Origin of the sequence: Corynebacterium sp. MSK074 (assembly GCF_030229735.1) — a bacterium.
Taxonomy (GTDB): Bacteria; Actinomycetota; Actinomycetes; order Mycobacteriales; family Mycobacteriaceae; genus Corynebacterium.
This window is the reverse complement of sequence record NZ_JASPIX010000011.1, coordinates 1-16,738: the sequence shown is the minus strand read 5'-3', so window position 1 is coordinate 16,738 and position 16,738 is coordinate 1. Positions and strand designations below refer to the sequence as shown.

Annotated in this window: 11 protein-coding genes; 6 read left to right on the top strand and 5 right to left on the bottom strand. The window is 60.6% G+C overall.

Features of this window, described 5'->3' with window-relative positions; genetic code table 11:
* Positions 1-10: 10 nt before the first annotated feature.
* The 4 genes from QP965_RS09175 to QP965_RS09160 all read left to right on the top strand — a co-directional run bounded on the left by QP965_RS09175 (position 11) and on the right by QP965_RS09160 (position 9,014).
* Positions 11-925 carry a cutinase family protein gene (locus QP965_RS09175; protein WP_284766623.1) on the top strand — a complete coding sequence of 305 codons (915 nt, stop codon included), beginning with the start codon at positions 11-13 and terminating at the stop codon, positions 923-925.
* Between the two features lie 59 nt (positions 926-984).
* Positions 985-2,697 (top strand): AMP-binding protein, encoded by a 1,713-nt coding sequence (locus QP965_RS09170; protein WP_284844727.1) that lies wholly within the window; start codon positions 985-987, stop codon positions 2,695-2,697.
* 79 nt (positions 2,698-2,776) lie between these two features.
* Positions 2,777-7,483, top strand: coding sequence for a type I polyketide synthase (locus QP965_RS09165; protein WP_284844726.1), 4,707 nt, complete (start codon positions 2,777-2,779; stop codon positions 7,481-7,483).
* Entirely contained in the window at positions 7,458-9,014 is a 1,557-nt protein-coding gene (locus QP965_RS09160; RefSeq protein WP_049377556.1) for an acyl-CoA carboxylase subunit beta, read from the top strand. The genes QP965_RS09165 and QP965_RS09160 overlap by 26 nt, the downstream gene beginning before the upstream one ends.
* A gap of 188 nt (positions 9,015-9,202) precedes the next feature.
* Here QP965_RS09160 and QP965_RS09155 read toward each other — a convergent pair whose 3' ends face one another.
* The 5 genes from QP965_RS09155 to trmB are packed head-to-tail and all read right to left on the bottom strand — an operon-like array spanning position 9,203 to position 14,082.
* A complete protein-coding gene (locus QP965_RS09155; protein ID WP_284844725.1) occupies positions 9,203-9,532 on the bottom strand; it encodes a DUF3054 domain-containing protein in 330 nt (109 codons plus the stop codon).
* A complete protein-coding gene (locus QP965_RS09150) occupies positions 9,529-10,545 on the bottom strand; it encodes a lysylphosphatidylglycerol synthase transmembrane domain-containing protein (RefSeq protein ID WP_284844724.1) in 1,017 nt (338 codons plus the stop codon). Before QP965_RS09150 ends, QP965_RS09155 begins: the two co-directional genes overlap by 4 nt.
* Positions 10,546-12,699: an MMPL family transporter gene (locus tag QP965_RS09145; RefSeq protein WP_284844723.1), complete on the bottom strand. Its 2,154-nt coding sequence runs from the start codon at positions 12,697-12,699 to the stop codon at positions 10,546-10,548.
* Positions 12,700-12,711: 12 nt separating this feature from the next.
* Entirely contained in the window at positions 12,712-13,305 is a 594-nt protein-coding gene (locus tag QP965_RS09140; protein WP_284769120.1) for an NYN domain-containing protein, read from the bottom strand.
* Positions 13,306-14,082 (bottom strand): tRNA (guanosine(46)-N7)-methyltransferase TrmB, encoded by a 777-nt coding sequence (gene trmB, locus QP965_RS09135; protein WP_284844722.1) that lies wholly within the window; start codon positions 14,080-14,082, stop codon positions 13,306-13,308. It lies immediately after the preceding gene.
* Between the two features lie 349 nt (positions 14,083-14,431).
* Here trmB and QP965_RS09130 point away from each other — a divergent pair, with 349 nt between their 5' ends.
* Both QP965_RS09130 and QP965_RS09125 read left to right on the top strand, forming a co-directional pair.
* Positions 14,432-16,255, top strand: coding sequence for a phosphoenolpyruvate carboxykinase (GTP) (locus QP965_RS09130; protein WP_284769122.1), 1,824 nt, complete (start codon positions 14,432-14,434; stop codon positions 16,253-16,255).
* Between the two features lie 253 nt (positions 16,256-16,508).
* Positions 16,509-16,738: helix-turn-helix domain-containing protein (locus QP965_RS09125; RefSeq protein WP_502869259.1), on the top strand; the 230-nt coding region annotated here is incomplete at its 3' end.

Genomic DNA, 16,738 nt, shown 5'->3' with positions numbered 1-16,738 from the left:
CAACTAATCCATGCGAAAAACTATTACCGTTGTCGCGGCCCTCGTCGTTTTAGCTGTCATCGGCGTGGGCGCGTCGCGTTACCTCAACCAAGGCACTGATTCCCCTGCTCCGCACACCACGGAGCAGGCTGCGCCGCCGCAACCGCAGCAGCCCGAGTGGTGCCCCCGTGTGGAGTTCATTTCTGCCCCGGGTACCTGGGAGTCCGCGGCTGACGACGACCCCATTAATCCTTCTGCGAACCCGCGCTCGTTCATGTTGTCTATTACGAAGCCGCTGCAGGAGGCCTACGGGGACGACGTGAAAGTCTGGACTCTTCCCTATACCGCGCAATTTAAAAACATTAATGCGCAACATGAGATGAGTTACGACGATTCCCGCAATGAGGGAACCGCCAAGATGAATGACGAGCTGCGTAGCGTTCACCAAAGCTGCCCAGCTACCAAGTTCATTGTGAGCGGCTTTTCTCAGGGGGCCGTGATTGCTGGCGACGTTGCCGATGAGATTGGTGGCGGCCAGGGCGTGGTTCCGGCGGAAAACATCGCAGGCGTGGCCCTTATCGCTGACGGCCGCCGTCAAAATGGCGTCGGGCAAAACCCAGGCCGCAAGGTGGGCGGCGTGGGTGCTGAAATCGCCCTTCAGCCGGTATCCGGATTGGTTCAGCCCATCGTGCCGGGGGCTTCCATGCGTGGTGCGCGCCAGAATGGGTTCGGTAGCCTCGCGGATCGCACTTTCCAGATTTGTGCGCCCAATGATTCGGTGTGTGATGCCCCGCCAAACGTGACTAATGCGCTAGAGCGCGCGCAGGGGTTGATTGCCGCGAATGGCGTGCATGCGCAGTACGCCTCTAATAGTGGCGTTATCGATGGCACGACTGCCAACCAGTGGGTCGTGGGCTGGGCCCGCCAGCTTATCGACGCCGCGTAACAACCATTCCCCCAACTCCGATAGTTTTATTACCGAAACCATTTACCTAAGGAGAATCGATGGATCTAAAAGCGCAGATGGGGCAGTTCTTAGCGCCCGAGTTCACCTTGGCCCAGTTGGCAGAGAAGCTCTTCCAAGCGGAGACCGACCCAGACCGCGTGGTGATGCGCCAGTGGATCTACGGTGAGGAAGAAACCTGCCGGGAGCTCACCCGCGCACAGGTCAATAACCGCATCAAGGTGGTGGCGGCGCGCCTGCAGCAGGTGGCAGAGCCTGGTACCCGCGTGGCTATCTTGGCTGGTAATTCACCAGAATACGTCTTCGGCTTCTTGGGCGCTCTATACGCGGGCATGGTGCCGATTCCGCTATATGACCCCAACGAACCGGGGCACTCGGACCACCTCAAGGCCGTATTTGGTGACTGCGAACCGTCCATCGTGGTGACTAACCGCGTATCGGCGGCGGCAGTGCGCACGTACTTTTCCGCTCAACGCGAGCGCCCGCGCATCATTTCCCTCGACGCCCTTCCTGATTCTTTGGCTTCCTCCTGGACTCCTGTGGAGGGAACCGCAGAAGACACTGCCTTCCTGCAGTACACTTCCGGTTCCACCCGCACCCCGGCCGGCGTGGAGCTCACCAATCGCGCGATTATTACCAACGTGGCGCAGATCTTCCAGGCACTGCAGCTGCAGATGCCTGCCCGCATCGTTTCTTGGCTGCCGATGCACCACGATATGGGTATCATCCTTGCCGTATTCGTCACCATTTTGGGCCTCGACTTCGAGATGATGACCCCGCGCGATTTCATCCAGCACCCGGATCGCTGGGTCCGGCGCCTCACCGCGGGCAAGCAAGCCACCTATGCCGCCATCCCGAACTTTGCCTTGGAACTCGCCGCTCGCCATGCCAAGGATGCAGATTTCTCGCACGTGGGCGGCATCATTATCGGTTCCGAGCCGGTGACCGAATCGGCCGTGGACTCCTTCCTCGAAGCCTTCAGCGTGGACCGTTCCGTACTGCGCCCGTCCTATGGTCTGGCAGAAGCGGCGCTTATTGTGTCTACCCCGCAAACTGACAAGCGCCCGGTCATCTCGCACTTTAACCGCGCGGAGCTAGCCGCAGGTCGCGCCGTCATCGAGGATAAATCCGATGACACCGTCGCTTACGCCTCCAATGGACAGTGCGTTCCGCACCAGCACCTCGCCATTGTGGATCCGGAAACGCGCGCCGAGGTAAAGGACGGCGTTATCGGAGAAATCTGGGTCCACGGTCCCAACATGGCCACCGGCTACCTCAACCGCCCAGAGGAAACCGCTGCGACCTTCCGCAATACCCTGGGTGAGCGTCAACAGGATGGCCTGCCGGAAGACGATTACTGGATGGCCACCGGAGACTTGGCGGCCATCGTGGATGGGGAACTGTATATCACCGGCCGCCTGAAGGATCTCATCGTCATTGCTGGACGCAACCATTATCCGCAGGATATTGAGGGCACGGTGCAAGCCGCTTCCACGCAGGTTCGCCCGGATTCCGTCGCAGCCTTCTCCGTGGAAGGCAATGACTCTGAGTCCCTCGTCCTGCTGGTGGAGCGAGCCGATGATGCGCAGCCGTCCGGCGATGCCGAGGCCACCGAGGCCATTCGCACCGCGGTCACTGCCCACCATGGCATCACTCCGGATGACATCGTGTGGAAGGCGCCTGGCGAAATCAACCGCACGTCCTCCGGCAAGATTGCGCGCCGCGTAGCCAAGAAGAACTATGTGGGATTCTGATATATCGCTAACAAAGTGACAAAATATAGCGATATACCCCTACGCCATTTAGTATTTTTCCGTAACGAAAGACCTTTTTATGACCATCGAGCAACTGCGAGCATGGCTGCGTGACTGGGTCGCCCAGGCCACCGGTGTTTCCGCCGAAGAGATCCTAGATTCCAAGCCTTTGGAAAATTATGGCCTCTCCTCGCGGGATGCTGTAGTGCTATCCGGCGAGCTGGAAAACCTTCTGGGCACCCGCCTCGATGCCACCGTGGCATATGAGTATCCCACCATCGAGCTGCTGGCGGACCGCCTGCTGAACGCACCTGCGGCGCCCCAACCAGAAGAGCACGCCCCGCGGATCGCGCAGGGATCCGACGTTGCGGTCATTGGTCTTTCCGGCCGCTTCCCGGGCGCCAAGAACGCCCAAGAGTTCTGGTCTATGTTGGCGGAATCCCGCGCAGGCACCGGCCCGTTGCCAGTGGGCCGGTGGTCCGAGTACTCCGCCGATCCGGTCATGAGTGAGAAGGTCGCTCAGCAGAATACCGATGGCGGTTACCTTGAAGATATCGCCTCCTTTGACGCGGAATTTTTTGGCCTGTCCCCACTTGAGGCCGCCAATATGGATCCCCAGCAGCGCATCCTATTGGAGCTGGTGTGGGAAGCGCTAGAAAACGCCGGTATTCCCGCCAATGAGCTGCGTGGCACGCAGACCGGCGTGTATATGGGATCGACCAATAATGACTACGGCATGCTCATCGGCGCGGATTCCGCCGAGATGCACCCGTATGCGCTAACTGGCATTTCTTCTGCTGTGGTGGCCAACCGTATTTCCTATGCCTTGGATTTCCGCGGCCCTTCCATCAACGTGGATACGGCTTGCTCCTCCTCCCTCGTGGCGGTGAACCAGGCGATGAAGGATCTGCGCACGGGAAGCGCGGACGTGGCGCTGGCCGGCGGCGTGAATATTCTGGCCGCCCCGCATGCGTCCACGGCGTTCTCGGAGTTGGGCGTTACCTCTCCAACGAGCGCCATTCACGCCTTTTCGGATGACGCCGATGGCATCGTGCGTGCCGACGCCGCCGGCGTCCTCGTGCTCAAGCGCTTGGAGGACGCGGAAGCGGACGGCGACGATATCCTCGCCGTCATCAAGGGCTCGGCCGTCAACTCCGATGGCCACTCCAATGGCCTGACCGCCCCGAACCCGGAGGCACAGGAGGATGTGCTGCGCCGCGCCTATGCTGATGCGGGCGTAAATCCACAGGACGTGGACTATATCGAGGCCCACGGCACCGGCACCATTCTGGGCGATCCGATCGAGGCCTCCGCCCTAGGCCGCGTGCTCGGCGCGGGGCGTGGGGTCGATACTCCTATTTTGCTCGGCTCGGCCAAGACCAATATCGGTCACTCCGAATCCGCCGCGGGCGTGGTAGGCCTCATTAAGGTCATCCAGGCCATGCACAATGACGTGATTCCGGCCAATATCAATTACTCGGCGCCGAACCGCTATATCGATTTCGAGGCCGAGCACCTCGAGGTAGTCGAGGATCCACGCGAGTGGCCCGAGTACTCCGGCCACAAGGTCGCTGGCGTATCCGGCTTTGGTTTCGGCGGCACCAATGCACACGTTGTGCTCACCGATTACCGCGGCACCCCGGCCGAGCGCGAGCCCCAGCTTTCCACCGAAACGGTGGCGTTGCCGGTCTCTGGCCTATTGCCTTCGCGCCGGGCGCGCGCTGCGGCCCTGTTGGCAGACTTCATTGAGGCGGAAAAGCCCGCGCTTGTCGACGTCGCCCGAACTGTCGCCCGCCGCAACCACTCCCGTTCCCGCGCCGTCGTGACGGCTAGCTCCACCGAGGAAGCGGTCAAGCGTCTGCGCCAGGTAGCTGAGGGCAAGGTTTCCGTTGGCATCGCCGCTGCGGATTCCCCGCAGGTCCCGGGCCCAGTATTTGTTTACTCCGGTTTCGGATCCCAGCACCGCAAGATGGCCAAGGACATGATTGCGCTCTCGCCGCAGTTCAAGGCCCGCTTGGAAGAGCTCGATGCCATCGTGGACTTTGAGTCCGGCTGGTCCATCCTGGATATCGTCAACGACGACGCCCAAACCTATGACACCGAGACCGCCCAGGTAGCCATCACCGCTATCCAGATTGCATTGACGGACTTGCTTGCTTCCTTTGGCGTGCGCCCAGCCGGCGTGATGGGCATGTCCATGGGCGAGATTGCTGCGGCCTATGCCGCAGGTGGCATCTCCGCAGAGGACGCCATGGTTATTGCCTGCCACCGCGCGCGGCTGATGGGTGAGGGTGAGGCGTCGCTAAGCGATGCCGAGCAAGGAGCCATGGCCGTCGTAGAGCTCTCGGCCGAGGATATTGCCGCGCTCGACGGCAATATCGAACCCGCCGTGTATACCGGACCCGGTATGACCACCGTGGGCGGCCCCCGCCAAGAGGTGCTGGACCTGGTGGAAAAGCTCGACGGCGAGGGCAAGTTCGCCCGTGCGCTCAATGTGAAGGCCGCCGGGCATACCTCGGCCGTGGACCCCATCCTGGGCGAGCTGCATGCAGCCATCGCCGGCATGGAAGCCAAGCCGCTGCACACCCCGCTGTTTTCCTCCGTAGATAAGGGCGAGGTTTATCGTCCTGGTACCACCGTGCACGATGAGGATTACTGGCTGCGCATGACCCGCCACTCGGTCTACCTGCAGGATGCCACCGAGGCGGCCTTCAACGCCGGCCACACCCAGCTGGTAGAAATCTCGCCGAACCCGGTAGCGCTGATGGGCCTCATGTCCACCGCCTTCGCCGTGGGCAAGGCCGATGCCCAGCTGCTGTATGCGTTGAAGCGCAAGGTGGAGCCCACCGAGTCCTTGCTGGATCTGCTCAGCAAGCTTTATGTTGCCGGCATGCCGGTAGATTTTGGCGCGGTCTTTGGCTCTGGTGCGCGCGTAGAGGCGCCCTATACCCAGTTCAACCGTCAGCGCTTCTGGACCAACGCGCGTCCGTCGGCCGGCGTATCCGGCCTGCCGGGCGCACGCGTCAACCTGCCAGAGGGAAAGGTGGCCTTCTCTACCAATGCGGACCAGGCACCTTCCGCGCTGGCCATCGTGGAGGCCGCGGCCGAGGCTGTCAAGCCTGGGGCGCGCATCATCGCTACCGAGGAGCATGCCGATCTGCCACCGCGCGGTGAGGTCACCACGGTGGTAAGCCAGTCCATCGGTGGCATGTCCGTGGCCGTCTACGCTGTCCGGGGTGCGCAGACCGAGCTTTTGGCGGAAGGCTTTGCCTCCGCCTTGGACTTGGGCGTGGCGCCCATCCCGGGCGTGGCCGATGTGCCTGAAAGCGAGCCTGCAGCAACCGCAGAAGTTGATGCCGTGCGCTGGGATCCCGCGGAGGAAACCGTGGAAGACCGTCTCGCGCTCATCGTGTCGGAATCCATGGGCTACGACGTCTCTGACCTACCGCGCGAGCTGCCGCTCATTGACTTGGGCCTGGATTCCCTGATGGGCATGCGCATTAAGAACCGCGTGGAAAATGACTTCCAGATTCCGCCGCTGCAGGTGCAGGCGCTTCGCGACGCCTCTTTGGCCGACGTCATTGCCATGGTGGAAGAGGCCGTAGCCGGCGGCAGTGTGGATACCAGCGACATTGCTTCTGCGGACACCCCTGCACCAGAAGAAGACGAACCCGGCCAGGGCGTCGGCGTTGCCCCGCGCGATGCCTCGGAGCGCATGGTCTTTGGCACCTGGGCCACCTTTACCGGTAAGGCAGCTGCGGGCGTTACCTCGGCGCTGCCTGAGGTAAGCGATGAGGTAGCGACCCAGATCGCCGAGCGCCTCACCGAGCGTGCCGGCATCGAGGTCACCGCCCAGCAGGTCCACGAGGCTGAGGCGCTAGAGACTTTGGCCGACCTCGTCCGGGAAGGATTGGAGACCGAGGTAGAAGGCAATATCCGCGTCCTGCGCGAGTCTGATGGTCCTGCCGTATTCATGTTCCACCCAGCTGGCGGCACCACTGTGGTCTACCAGCCACTGACGCGCCGCCTGCCTGAGGACGTCGCAGTCTACGGCGTAGAGCGCATTGAGGGCTCGCTGGAGGAGCGCGCCGAGGCTTATATCGAGGACATCCTGCACTACGCTCGCGGCCGCAAGGTCGTGCTCGGCGGATGGTCCTTCGGTGGCGCGCTGGCCTACGAGGTGGCCTATCAGCTGCATCAGCGCACCCAACGCGGTCAGGATTCGGCGGACGTGGCGTTCATCGCGCTACTGGATACCACCCAGCCGTCGAACCCAGCGCCGGATACCCCGGAAGAAACCCGTGCCCGGTGGGAGCGCTACGCGGCATTTGCTAAGAAGACCTACGGCCTGGATTTCGAGCCGCCGTACGAGATGCTTGAGACCATGGGCGAAGATGCGCTCATGACCATGTTGGCGGAGTTCCTCGCTACTACCGACGCCTCCGAGCACGGTCTTGCCGCCGGCGTACTGGAGCACCAGCGTGCTTCCTTCGTGGATAACCAGATTCTGGCCAAGATCGACTTCCATCGCTGGGCCGATGTCACCGTGCCGGTTCTGCTTTTCCGTTCCGAACGCATGCACGACGGTGCGATTGAGCTGGAGCCGCGCTACGCTGAGATTGACCCCGACGGCGGTTGGGGAGTTATCGTTAAGGATCTAGAAATTGTGCAGCTGCAAGGTGATCACCTTGCAGTGCCCGACGAGCCGGCCATCGGCATCGTGGGCAAGCATATGGACGAATGGATCGAGGAGAAGATACGTGGCGGCCAAGCAGACAACCGCTGAGAAACTCGCTGACCTGCGGGAGCGTCTGGACAAGGCGCAGGACCCAGGCAGTGAGCGCTCCCGCAAGCGCCGCGACGAGGCTGGGCGCACCACGCCTCGTCAACGCATCAATGAATTGCTAGATGAGGGTTCCTTCGTCGAAACCGGCTCCTTGGGCAAGACCCCAGGTGACCCTGACGCCATTTATTCCGATGGCGTGGTCACCGGTTATGGCCGCATTTCCGGCCGCCCAGTGTGTATCTACGCCCACGATAAAACCGTCTACGGCGGCTCAGTCGGCGTGACCTTTGGTAAGAAGGTCACCGAGGTCATGGACATGGCCATCAAGATTGGTTGCCCGGTCATCGGTATTCAGGATTCCGGCGGCGCCCGCATTCAGGATGCAGTCACCTCGCTGGCCATGTATTCCGAGATTGCCCGCCGCCAGCTCCCGCTGTCCGGCCGCAGCCCGCAGATTTCCATCATGATGGGCAAGTCCGCCGGTGGCGCCGTCTATGCTCCTGTGACCACGGACTTTGTCATTGCCGTGGACGAGGAAGCGGAAATGTATGTCACCGGCCCGAACGTCATCCGTGAGGTTACCGGTGAGGACATCACCTCCGCCGAGCTGGGCGGTGCTCGCCAGCAGGAGCTCAACGGTAATGTCTCGGCGGTCGTCCCTTCCGAGGACGACGCCTTTGATATGGTCCGCGATCTCCTCGATCACCTGCCGCTGACCTGTTTTGATGAGGCGCCGGAGTTTGCTGCGCCTGCCGACGCCGAAGTGGCCGAAGACGAAGAGCTCAACGCCTTCATGCCGGATGACACCAATGCTGGCTACGACATGATGGACTTGTTGACCCAGCTGGGCGATGACGAGGATCTCATCGAGATTCAAGAGAACTTCGCGCCCAATATGATCACCGCCTTTGGCCGTATCGATGGCAAGACCGTTGGCTTTGTGGCCAATAACCCCATGCACCTTGCGGGCTGCATTGATGCCGACGCCGCCGATAAGGGCGCGCGCTTCATCCGCATCTGCGATGCCTACAATATTCCGCTGGTCTTCGTAGTGGATACCCCGGGCTACCTGCCGGGCGTGGAACAGGAAAAGGTGGGACTTATCCACCGCGGCGCCAAGTTTGCCTTCGCCGTGGTGGAAGCCACCGTGCCGAAGGTCTCGCTCATCGTGCGCAAAGCCTACGGCGGTGCCTATGCGGTGATGGGCTCGAAGAACCTGACCGGTGATATCAACCTGGCGTGGCCGACCGCGCAGATCGCCGTGATGGGCGCGGCCGCTGCCGTGGTGATGATCGCCGGTAAGCAGCTCGAGGCCGCCGAGACCCCGGAACAGCGCGAAATGACCAAGAAGATGTTCATGGACTTCTATGATGAGACCATGACCGCTCCTTATGTTGCGGCCGAGCGCGGCTATCTAGACGCTATGATTCAGCCGAATCAGTCCCGCTTGGCGCTCCGTCAGGCACTGCGCCAACTGGCCACCAAGCAGGAAAGCGATCTGCCGAAGAAGCACACTATTGCCCCGATGTAATGCCTTGTGCTTGGATAGCATATAAAGAGCTAATCCTAGTGAAGGAGTTATCTATGATTTTGTCTAGCGCTGTGGACATCGTCAGCGAACTTATCGGTTTCATCGTCGATATTCTCAATCAGGCAGGCGTACCGGTAATCTCCAAGTAAGTGGAGCAAAAAATAAGGAGGGTTAAACCCTCCTTATTTTTATTTGCGGGCGAAAAGCCGCCAGCCAAAGAAAAATAGTGCGGACATCACCGTCGCTACGATAAGGAAGCTCCAGTGCGGCAGGCGGCCGTTGACGAGCATCCACAGCGCCATGCCGCCCACGACGGCGCCTAGCCAGACGATGCCGCCTTCCTTCCACTTGCCTTGCGCTTTGGTAGCCAGGATGATGGCCCAGCCGATAAGCGCGCCTACGGCCCAGGGCCAAAAGGCATCTACCCAGGTGGAAAAGCTCAATCCGCCGTGGGCGAGGCGGGCAGCCACGGCGAAGAGCATCAGGGCGATGATATCGATAATGGGAGCGATTCTCATGCGTTTTCCTTTCGGTTCAAGGCGGCGTAGGTAATGCCCTTGCGGGCATAGTGCCAGAAGTAGATTAGCCAGCCAATGATGGTGATCAAGGCAAAGGAGATAAGGCGGTAGATGATGGCCGCGCCGGTAGCGTCCACCGCGGTCATGCCCGTGGCCACCAGAGTGGCGATGATGGCGGCTTCCACCGTGCCGAGGCCGGCCGGCGTGACCTGAGCAGAGCCGGCCAGCTTAGCGGTGAGATAGGCCAGCGCCACGCCGGCCATCGTCGTGGTGTCCTCGCCAGCGTGCAGGGCGGGCAGGTGGCCGGTAACGGCCCACACGCAGCCCCATAGCGAGACCATGTCGATCAGGCGGTTGGCCAAAGAGTAGAAGGACACCCAACCGAATTGGCGGCGGGTAAGGTGAACTTCCTCCAGATTCTTGACCTGGTCCAAGAGGGCTTCGCGCTTGGAGCCCTTAATGAGCTTTTGGCGGTTGAGCCAGCGCATGATGGTATCCGGATGATTGGTCAGCCAGAAGAGGCCGCCAGAAAGCGCCAGCATGAGCACCAAGGTGCCGATGAGGGACCAGAGCGCCATATCCGCGTTCAGAAAGAGCACGCCGCCCAAGCCGATGAGCACGAGCCACATCGTGGAAATGGCAGAGGACAGCACGAAGAACCAGCCGCACAGCATGACGGACGCGCCCCATGTGCGCTGCACGTAGAAGGTGAGGATGGCGGAAAAGGCCGGGCCAGCCGGAAGAGTGGTGGACCAGGCATTAGCGGCCAACGTCAGTGCTGCGGTTTCTGCGGCCGGCACCTTGATGCCGCCGGCTCGAATGAGCAAGCGCATGACCTCGCCCATGGCGAGTACCGCCATGATGGATGCGAGGATCACCAGTGCTATCGCGGCCGGGTTGGAATGAGACAGCCGCGAGAAGCCTTCGCGCAGGAAGTCCAGCTCATCGCGGAAGACATAAACCAAGACCAGCAGGACGATGAGCGAGGCGATGAGGCGCAGCCAATTCTTCACTTACTTACCCCCTTCGAGGCGTTGTTTGAGTTCAGTGAAGGGAACAGTCTTGCCGCGGTGCGTCGCACCGCCAGTCAAAGTGGTGGTGGCGTGGCGCAGCCAGCTAGGGGCCCACCAGTTATCCTCGCGCAGCAAGTGCATGACGGCCGGAACGAGGAGCATGCGGACAATGGTGGCGTCGATAAGCAGGGCAAAAATCATGCCGTAGGCAATGTATTTCATCATCACGATATCGGAGAAGCCGAAAGCGCCGGAGACCACGATCATGATGAGCGCCGCTGCGGTAATAATGCCGCCGGTATGCGCGGTGCCGGCCGCAATAGACTCGTCGGTGGAAGCACCGCGTCGGCGGGCCTCCACCATGCGGGAGACCAAAAAGACCTCGTAATCGGTGGACAGGCCGTAGACAATGGCGATGATGAGCACCAAAATCGGGCTCATGAGCGGGCCGGGCGTGAAGTTGAGGATGTCCGAGCCCAGGCCGGCAACGAACATTAACGTCAGGATGCCCAGCGTTGCGCCCAAGGTCAGCAACGTCATCACAATGGCCTTGAGCGGCAGTACAAAGGAGCCGAAGACTAGGGCCATGAGCAGGAATGTAGCCAGCACCACGTAGAGCGCCATCCACGGCAGCGTGTGGAAGAGTGCATCGAGGGACTCCACCTCCATGGCGGGAGTACCGCCCACGTAGAGGTTCACACCCTCAGGGGCCTTGACCTTTTCCAGTTCGTGCACAATCTTCGCGTAATCATCGCGGTCTTCAATGCCGGCGGAAAGGACGGTAGTGCCGTCCTTGGTGGCAGTCGTCGGCGCCATGGGCTCGGTGAGGCCGTCGAGGCCGCGGACCTGCATGACGACGTCGACAAGCTGCTGGTTCGAGGCATTTTCTACCACGAGCTTGACCGGCTCCGTGCGGAAGGCCGGGAACTCTTCGTTGAATTTATCCTGTGCCACGCGGGTGTCCTGGTCAGGCGGCAGGTAAGACTCGTTGATGCCGCCAAAGGTGATGCTCATAATGGGCAGGGTCAGGGCAATGAGCAGGCCGCATACCGCGATGGTCAGCCCGCGGGCATGGCGCATGGCCCAGCGCGGGAGCTTATACCACCAGGTGTCCTGAATAGTGCGTGCCGTCCGCGAGGTGCGGCGCACGGACCAGGTATCGATCTTGGGGCCGAGCATGCCAAAAATGGACGGCAGCACGGTGACCGAAAGGAGCGCGGCCAAGCCGACTGCAGAAATGGATCCATAGGCCACGGATTTCAGGAAGGCCTGGGGGAAGAGGAAGAGGCCGGAAAGCGCAACGGCGACCATGGCCGCGGAGAAAACCACGGTTTGGCCGGCGGTTGCGGTGGTGGTGGCCACCGCCTCCTCCGTGGAGCGGCCCTTGTCCAGCTCTTCGCGGAAGCGCGAGACCATAAAGAGTCCATAATCGATGGCTAGGCCAAGCCCCAGCAGCGTGACGACGGCCTGGGCAAAGACATTGACCTGCGAGAAGCCGGCCAGGATGGACAAGATGCCCAAAGAGCCCAAGATGGAGAGGCCGCCGACCACCAGCGGCATGCAGGCCGCGACGACGGAGCCAAAGACCACCAGCAGGAGAATACCTACCAGTGGAAGGGCGGCCTTTTCGGCGCGGGAAATATCGTGGGACATTCCCTCATCCAAGGCATCAGCAACCGCCGTGGCACCCGCAATCTCCACCGGTGCGGTGGTATCCGTGAGAGCGCCCTCGATGGCGCGGAAATCCTTCAGCGTCTGCTCGTCATCGCCTTTCAGGCCGATGGAGGCGAAGGCCAGCGAATGATCAGCATTGACCAGGTTCGGGTTCTTCGTGTCGAAGTAGCTGGTCACGGAGTCAATCTGGTCCGGATACTCCGATTTCAACTGCGCCAGGTGCTGCTTGGCAGCATCGAAGTTCTCATCGGGGGAATGGAAGAGCAAGATGACATCGCCGGAGTTATCGCGGCCGAATGCTTCCTGCTCGATCTGGGCCGCGCTTGTCGACGCCGCATTGGGATCCTCCCAGCCCTCCTGGCTCATGCGGTCATCGAGCTGCAAGCCAAAGCCGATGAAGAGCGCAAGGATTGCGGCGACGATGACGGCGGGGATGAGCCGGCGGTGCGCATAGGAAAAACGTCCCCATTTTTCAAACATTGGGGCAGCCTCCTAGCGGTTATTAAGCAGCGCAGCCAGGGGACGGAATGGCTGCAGCCATGCACCACCCTCGGGCAGGTTATCCAGGTTCACGCGCGGTAGCGGCTCGCGGAATACACCCTCGATATCTTCCAGGTCCACAAAATTGATATCTGCGTGGCCTACGGCCCACGCGGCATGCTCATGGAAACCGAGGACCGTCACCGGAAGGCCTGCCGCGATGAGCTCTTCCAAAGGTTCCTGGAAATTCTGGCCATCGGCGGAGGCAACAATCACGCCGGCTAGATCATCACGGAGGCTTTCGATGTGGTCAAGCATATCCGGATCCACGTCATCATCTTCGTGGATCTTGGGCTTGGCAAAAACGCCGAAGCCTACGTTGCGGATGGCTTCAACCCATGGGCGGATGACATCGGCGCCGCCCGGGGTGACATTAGTAAAGACATCGGCGCGCGGCTCCGCATCAACGTCCTGGGCAAGGTGTACCAGCCAGCGGCCGATGGCGTCGAAGCGCGGGCGGTGTGCAGCGGTGGGGCGGCCACCGAGCAGGGAGCCTAAGCCCATGTCCATATTGGGCGCATCCCAGACAAGTAGGTAGGTGCTCATTTATTTCTTCTCCCAGAGATACTCCGTGATGACGTGTTCTTTATCTAGGCCCTTGCCCTCAAACTTGGTGATGACCTGACGGTCCACCAACTGCGGGCACTCTGGCCACGGCCAGCCCTTGTAATCCAGGCTCGGCTCTACGTCCACAAGCTCATCGATCCACTCGGCGTATCCGGCATGGTCGGTAGCAACGTGCAACACGCCGCCCTTCTTCAGGCGGGAAGCAAAAAGATTGAGTGTGCCCGACTGGATGATTCGGCGCTTGTGGTGGCGGGCCTTTGGCCAGGGATCCGGGAAGAAGACGCGGATGCCATCAAGAGACTCCGGGGCAAACATGCGCACCATGACCTCGATGCCATCGCCGCGAATCATGCGGATATTGTCGATGCCCTCGCGCTCGACCTGGCCCAGTAGCTTGGCCAAGCCCGGCTTGTAGAGTTCGACGGCGATGATATTGGTATCGGCTTCTTTCGGCGCCATGGCGGCGGTAGAGGTACCCGTGCCGGATCCGATTTCCACGATGGTCTTGGCGCCGCTGCGGCCAAACCAGGCGTCGAGGTCAATGACCTCGTCTTCCAGTGTGCGGCCTAGTTCTGGCCAGCGCTTTTCAAAAAGCTCATGCTGATTTTCGGTCAGCGTGCCGCGGCGGAAGGTGACGTTGCCTAGGCGTGGGTAGTCGAGCTCGTTGTTGAATACGGCATTGAAGTCGGTCTGTGGTGGGCGACCTGGAGGCATTTCTCCAGCGCGGGTGTTTTGAGAGTTATCTGTGTTATTCATTGCGGCCTATTTTTCCCTGCTTAGCCCTGTCAAGCAATACGCCGCGCCGTGGGTCACGTGTGGCGAGGGCAATCCGGGTATAACCAGTGGTCCCGGTTGGGGGTGGAAGATGATCGTTTTGATTGCCGCTGGGGAGGGTAATAGACCCCCAGACAGGGGGATGAGAAAAGGCGATTTTTAACACAGTATCTGTGGTTGCGCTTGGTGAAGTTCTGGTAAACGCGGTGGATATAACCGGTGTGGCAAAATCTGCGCAAATTATTCGGACAAGCACGTTAATCTTGAGGTGGAAGGCACAGTTGGGGATTTATTTCCCCAATTTTCACACCCACCCTCAGGAGAATTACTAATGACCGCCACTATCCCAGGGCTCGTCGGAGAGCTGCCGACTAAAAACGAAAAGCTTATCGGCTGGATCAGCGAGAACGTTGAGCTTTTCCAGCCGGACCAGGTGGTCTTTGTAGACGGCTCCCAGGACGAGGCTGACCGTTTGGCCGCAGAGCTGGTGGAAAAGGGCACGCTTATCAAGCTGAATGAGGAAAAGCGCCCTAATTCCTACCTGGCTCGCTCCAATCCTTCCGACGTTGCCCGTGTGGAATCCCGCACCTTCATCTGTACTGAGAATGAAGACGGCGCTGGCCCCACCAATAACTGGGCACCGCCAGCTGCGATGAAGGAAGAAATGACGGAGGCATTCCGTGGCTCCATGAAGGGCCGCACCATGTACGTGGTTCCCTTCTGCATGGGTCCGATTAGCGATCCGGAACCAAAGCTGGGCGTGCAGCTGACTGACTCCGCCTATGTGGTGCTCTCCATGCGCATCATGACCCGCATGGGTGCGGAAGCCTTGGACAAGATTGGTGTCGACGGCGATTTCGTCCACGCCCTGCACTCCGTGGGTGCCCCGCTAGAGCCAGGCCAGGAAGATGTTGCGTGGCCGTGCAATGACACCAAGTACATCACCCAGTTCCCTGAAACCAAGGAAATCTGGTCCTACGGTTCCGGATACGGCGGCAACGCCATCCTGGCGAAGAAGTGCTACGCGCTGCGCATCGCTTCTGTCATGGCCAAGGAAGAAGGCTGGATGGCTGAGCACATGCTCATCCTGAAGCTCACCAATCCAGAAGGTAAGAAGTACCACGTTGCAGCCGCCTTCCCCTCGGCGTGCGGCAAGACCAACTTGGCCATGATTACCCCGACCATTCCGGGCTGGAAGGCTGAGGTCGTCGGTGACGATATTGCCTGGCTGCACCTGCGCGAGGACGGACTTTACGCAGTTAACCCGGAAAACGGTTTCTTCGGTGTGGCCCCTGGCACCAACTACGGTTCCAACCCGATTGCCATGCAGACCATGGAGCCAGGCAACACCATCTTCACCAACGTTGCGCTTACCGACGACGGCGATGTCTGGTGGGAGGCAATGTCCAAGGAGGCACCAGAGCACCTCATCGACTGGACCGGCGAAGACTGGACTCCGGAATCTTCTACAAAGGCAGCGCACCCGAATTCTCGTTACTGCGTCCCGATTTCCCAGTGCCCGAGCGCCGCTCCGGAGTACGACGACTGGCAGGGCGTGAAGATCGACGCCATCCTCTTCGGTGGCCGCCGCAAGACCACCGTTCCACTGGTAACCCAGGCCTTTGACTGGAACCACGGCACCATGATTGGTGCCCTGTTGGCTTCCGGCCAGACCGCTGCAGCAGAGGGCAGCGTTGGCACCCTGCGCCACGACCCGATGGCTATGCTGCCGTTCATTGGCTACAACGCTGGTGACTACTTGCAGCACTGGATCGATATGGGTGAAAAGGGTGGCGACCGCATGCCGTCTATCTTCCTAGTTAACTGGTTCCGCCGTGGCGACGACGGCCGCTTCCTGTGGCCGGGCTTCGGCGAGAACTCCCGCGTGCTCAAGTGGATCATTGACCGCATTGAGGGCAACGTTGAGGCCGAGGAAACCGTCGTGGGCCACACCGCTCGCGCCGAGGATATCGACCTCCAGGGCATCGACTTCGATATCGAGGACGTTCGCGCCGCTCTTGCCGTCAACCCGAAGGACTGGGAAGGCGATATGCAGGATAACGCCAGCTACCTCAACTTCCTGGGCTCCCGCGTGCCGTCCGAGGTGTGGGACCAATTCCACGCCCTGAAGGAGCGCGTAGAAAACGCCTCCTAAGCACTAGGCTCAGCCAACCCCCAGCGCGTTGAACTGCTCCCCATTAGTTGGACTGAGAAATCAGTTTCCGATTAGTGGGGAGTAGTTTTCATTGAGAGCTCGAAGTTTGGTGAGTGAGCATCAGCGGGAGCAGTTGGTTGAACTATTTGAGCAAGGCGTGGGCTATCGTGCCGCTGCTACTGCTCTTGGTGTCTCCACATACGCCGCCCGTATGCTCTGTCGTCGGTTTAAGCTGCATGGCAGACTATGTCTTGTGGAAAAACCGACTAAGCAGCAGTATTCGTTCGAAATCAAGAAGGAAGTTGTCCAACGCCACCTTTCTGGTGAGACAGCGATGAATCTTGCGCGCGAGTTTGGCCTGTCATCAGAGAAGCTGGTCGGCGGATGGTCGAGGAAATGGCGTAAAGGTGGCGATGAGGCACTAAAACCGAAGCCGAAGGGCAGGCCCAAGGGTTCGGGCACGCCGAAGCCGCTCTCGGAGGA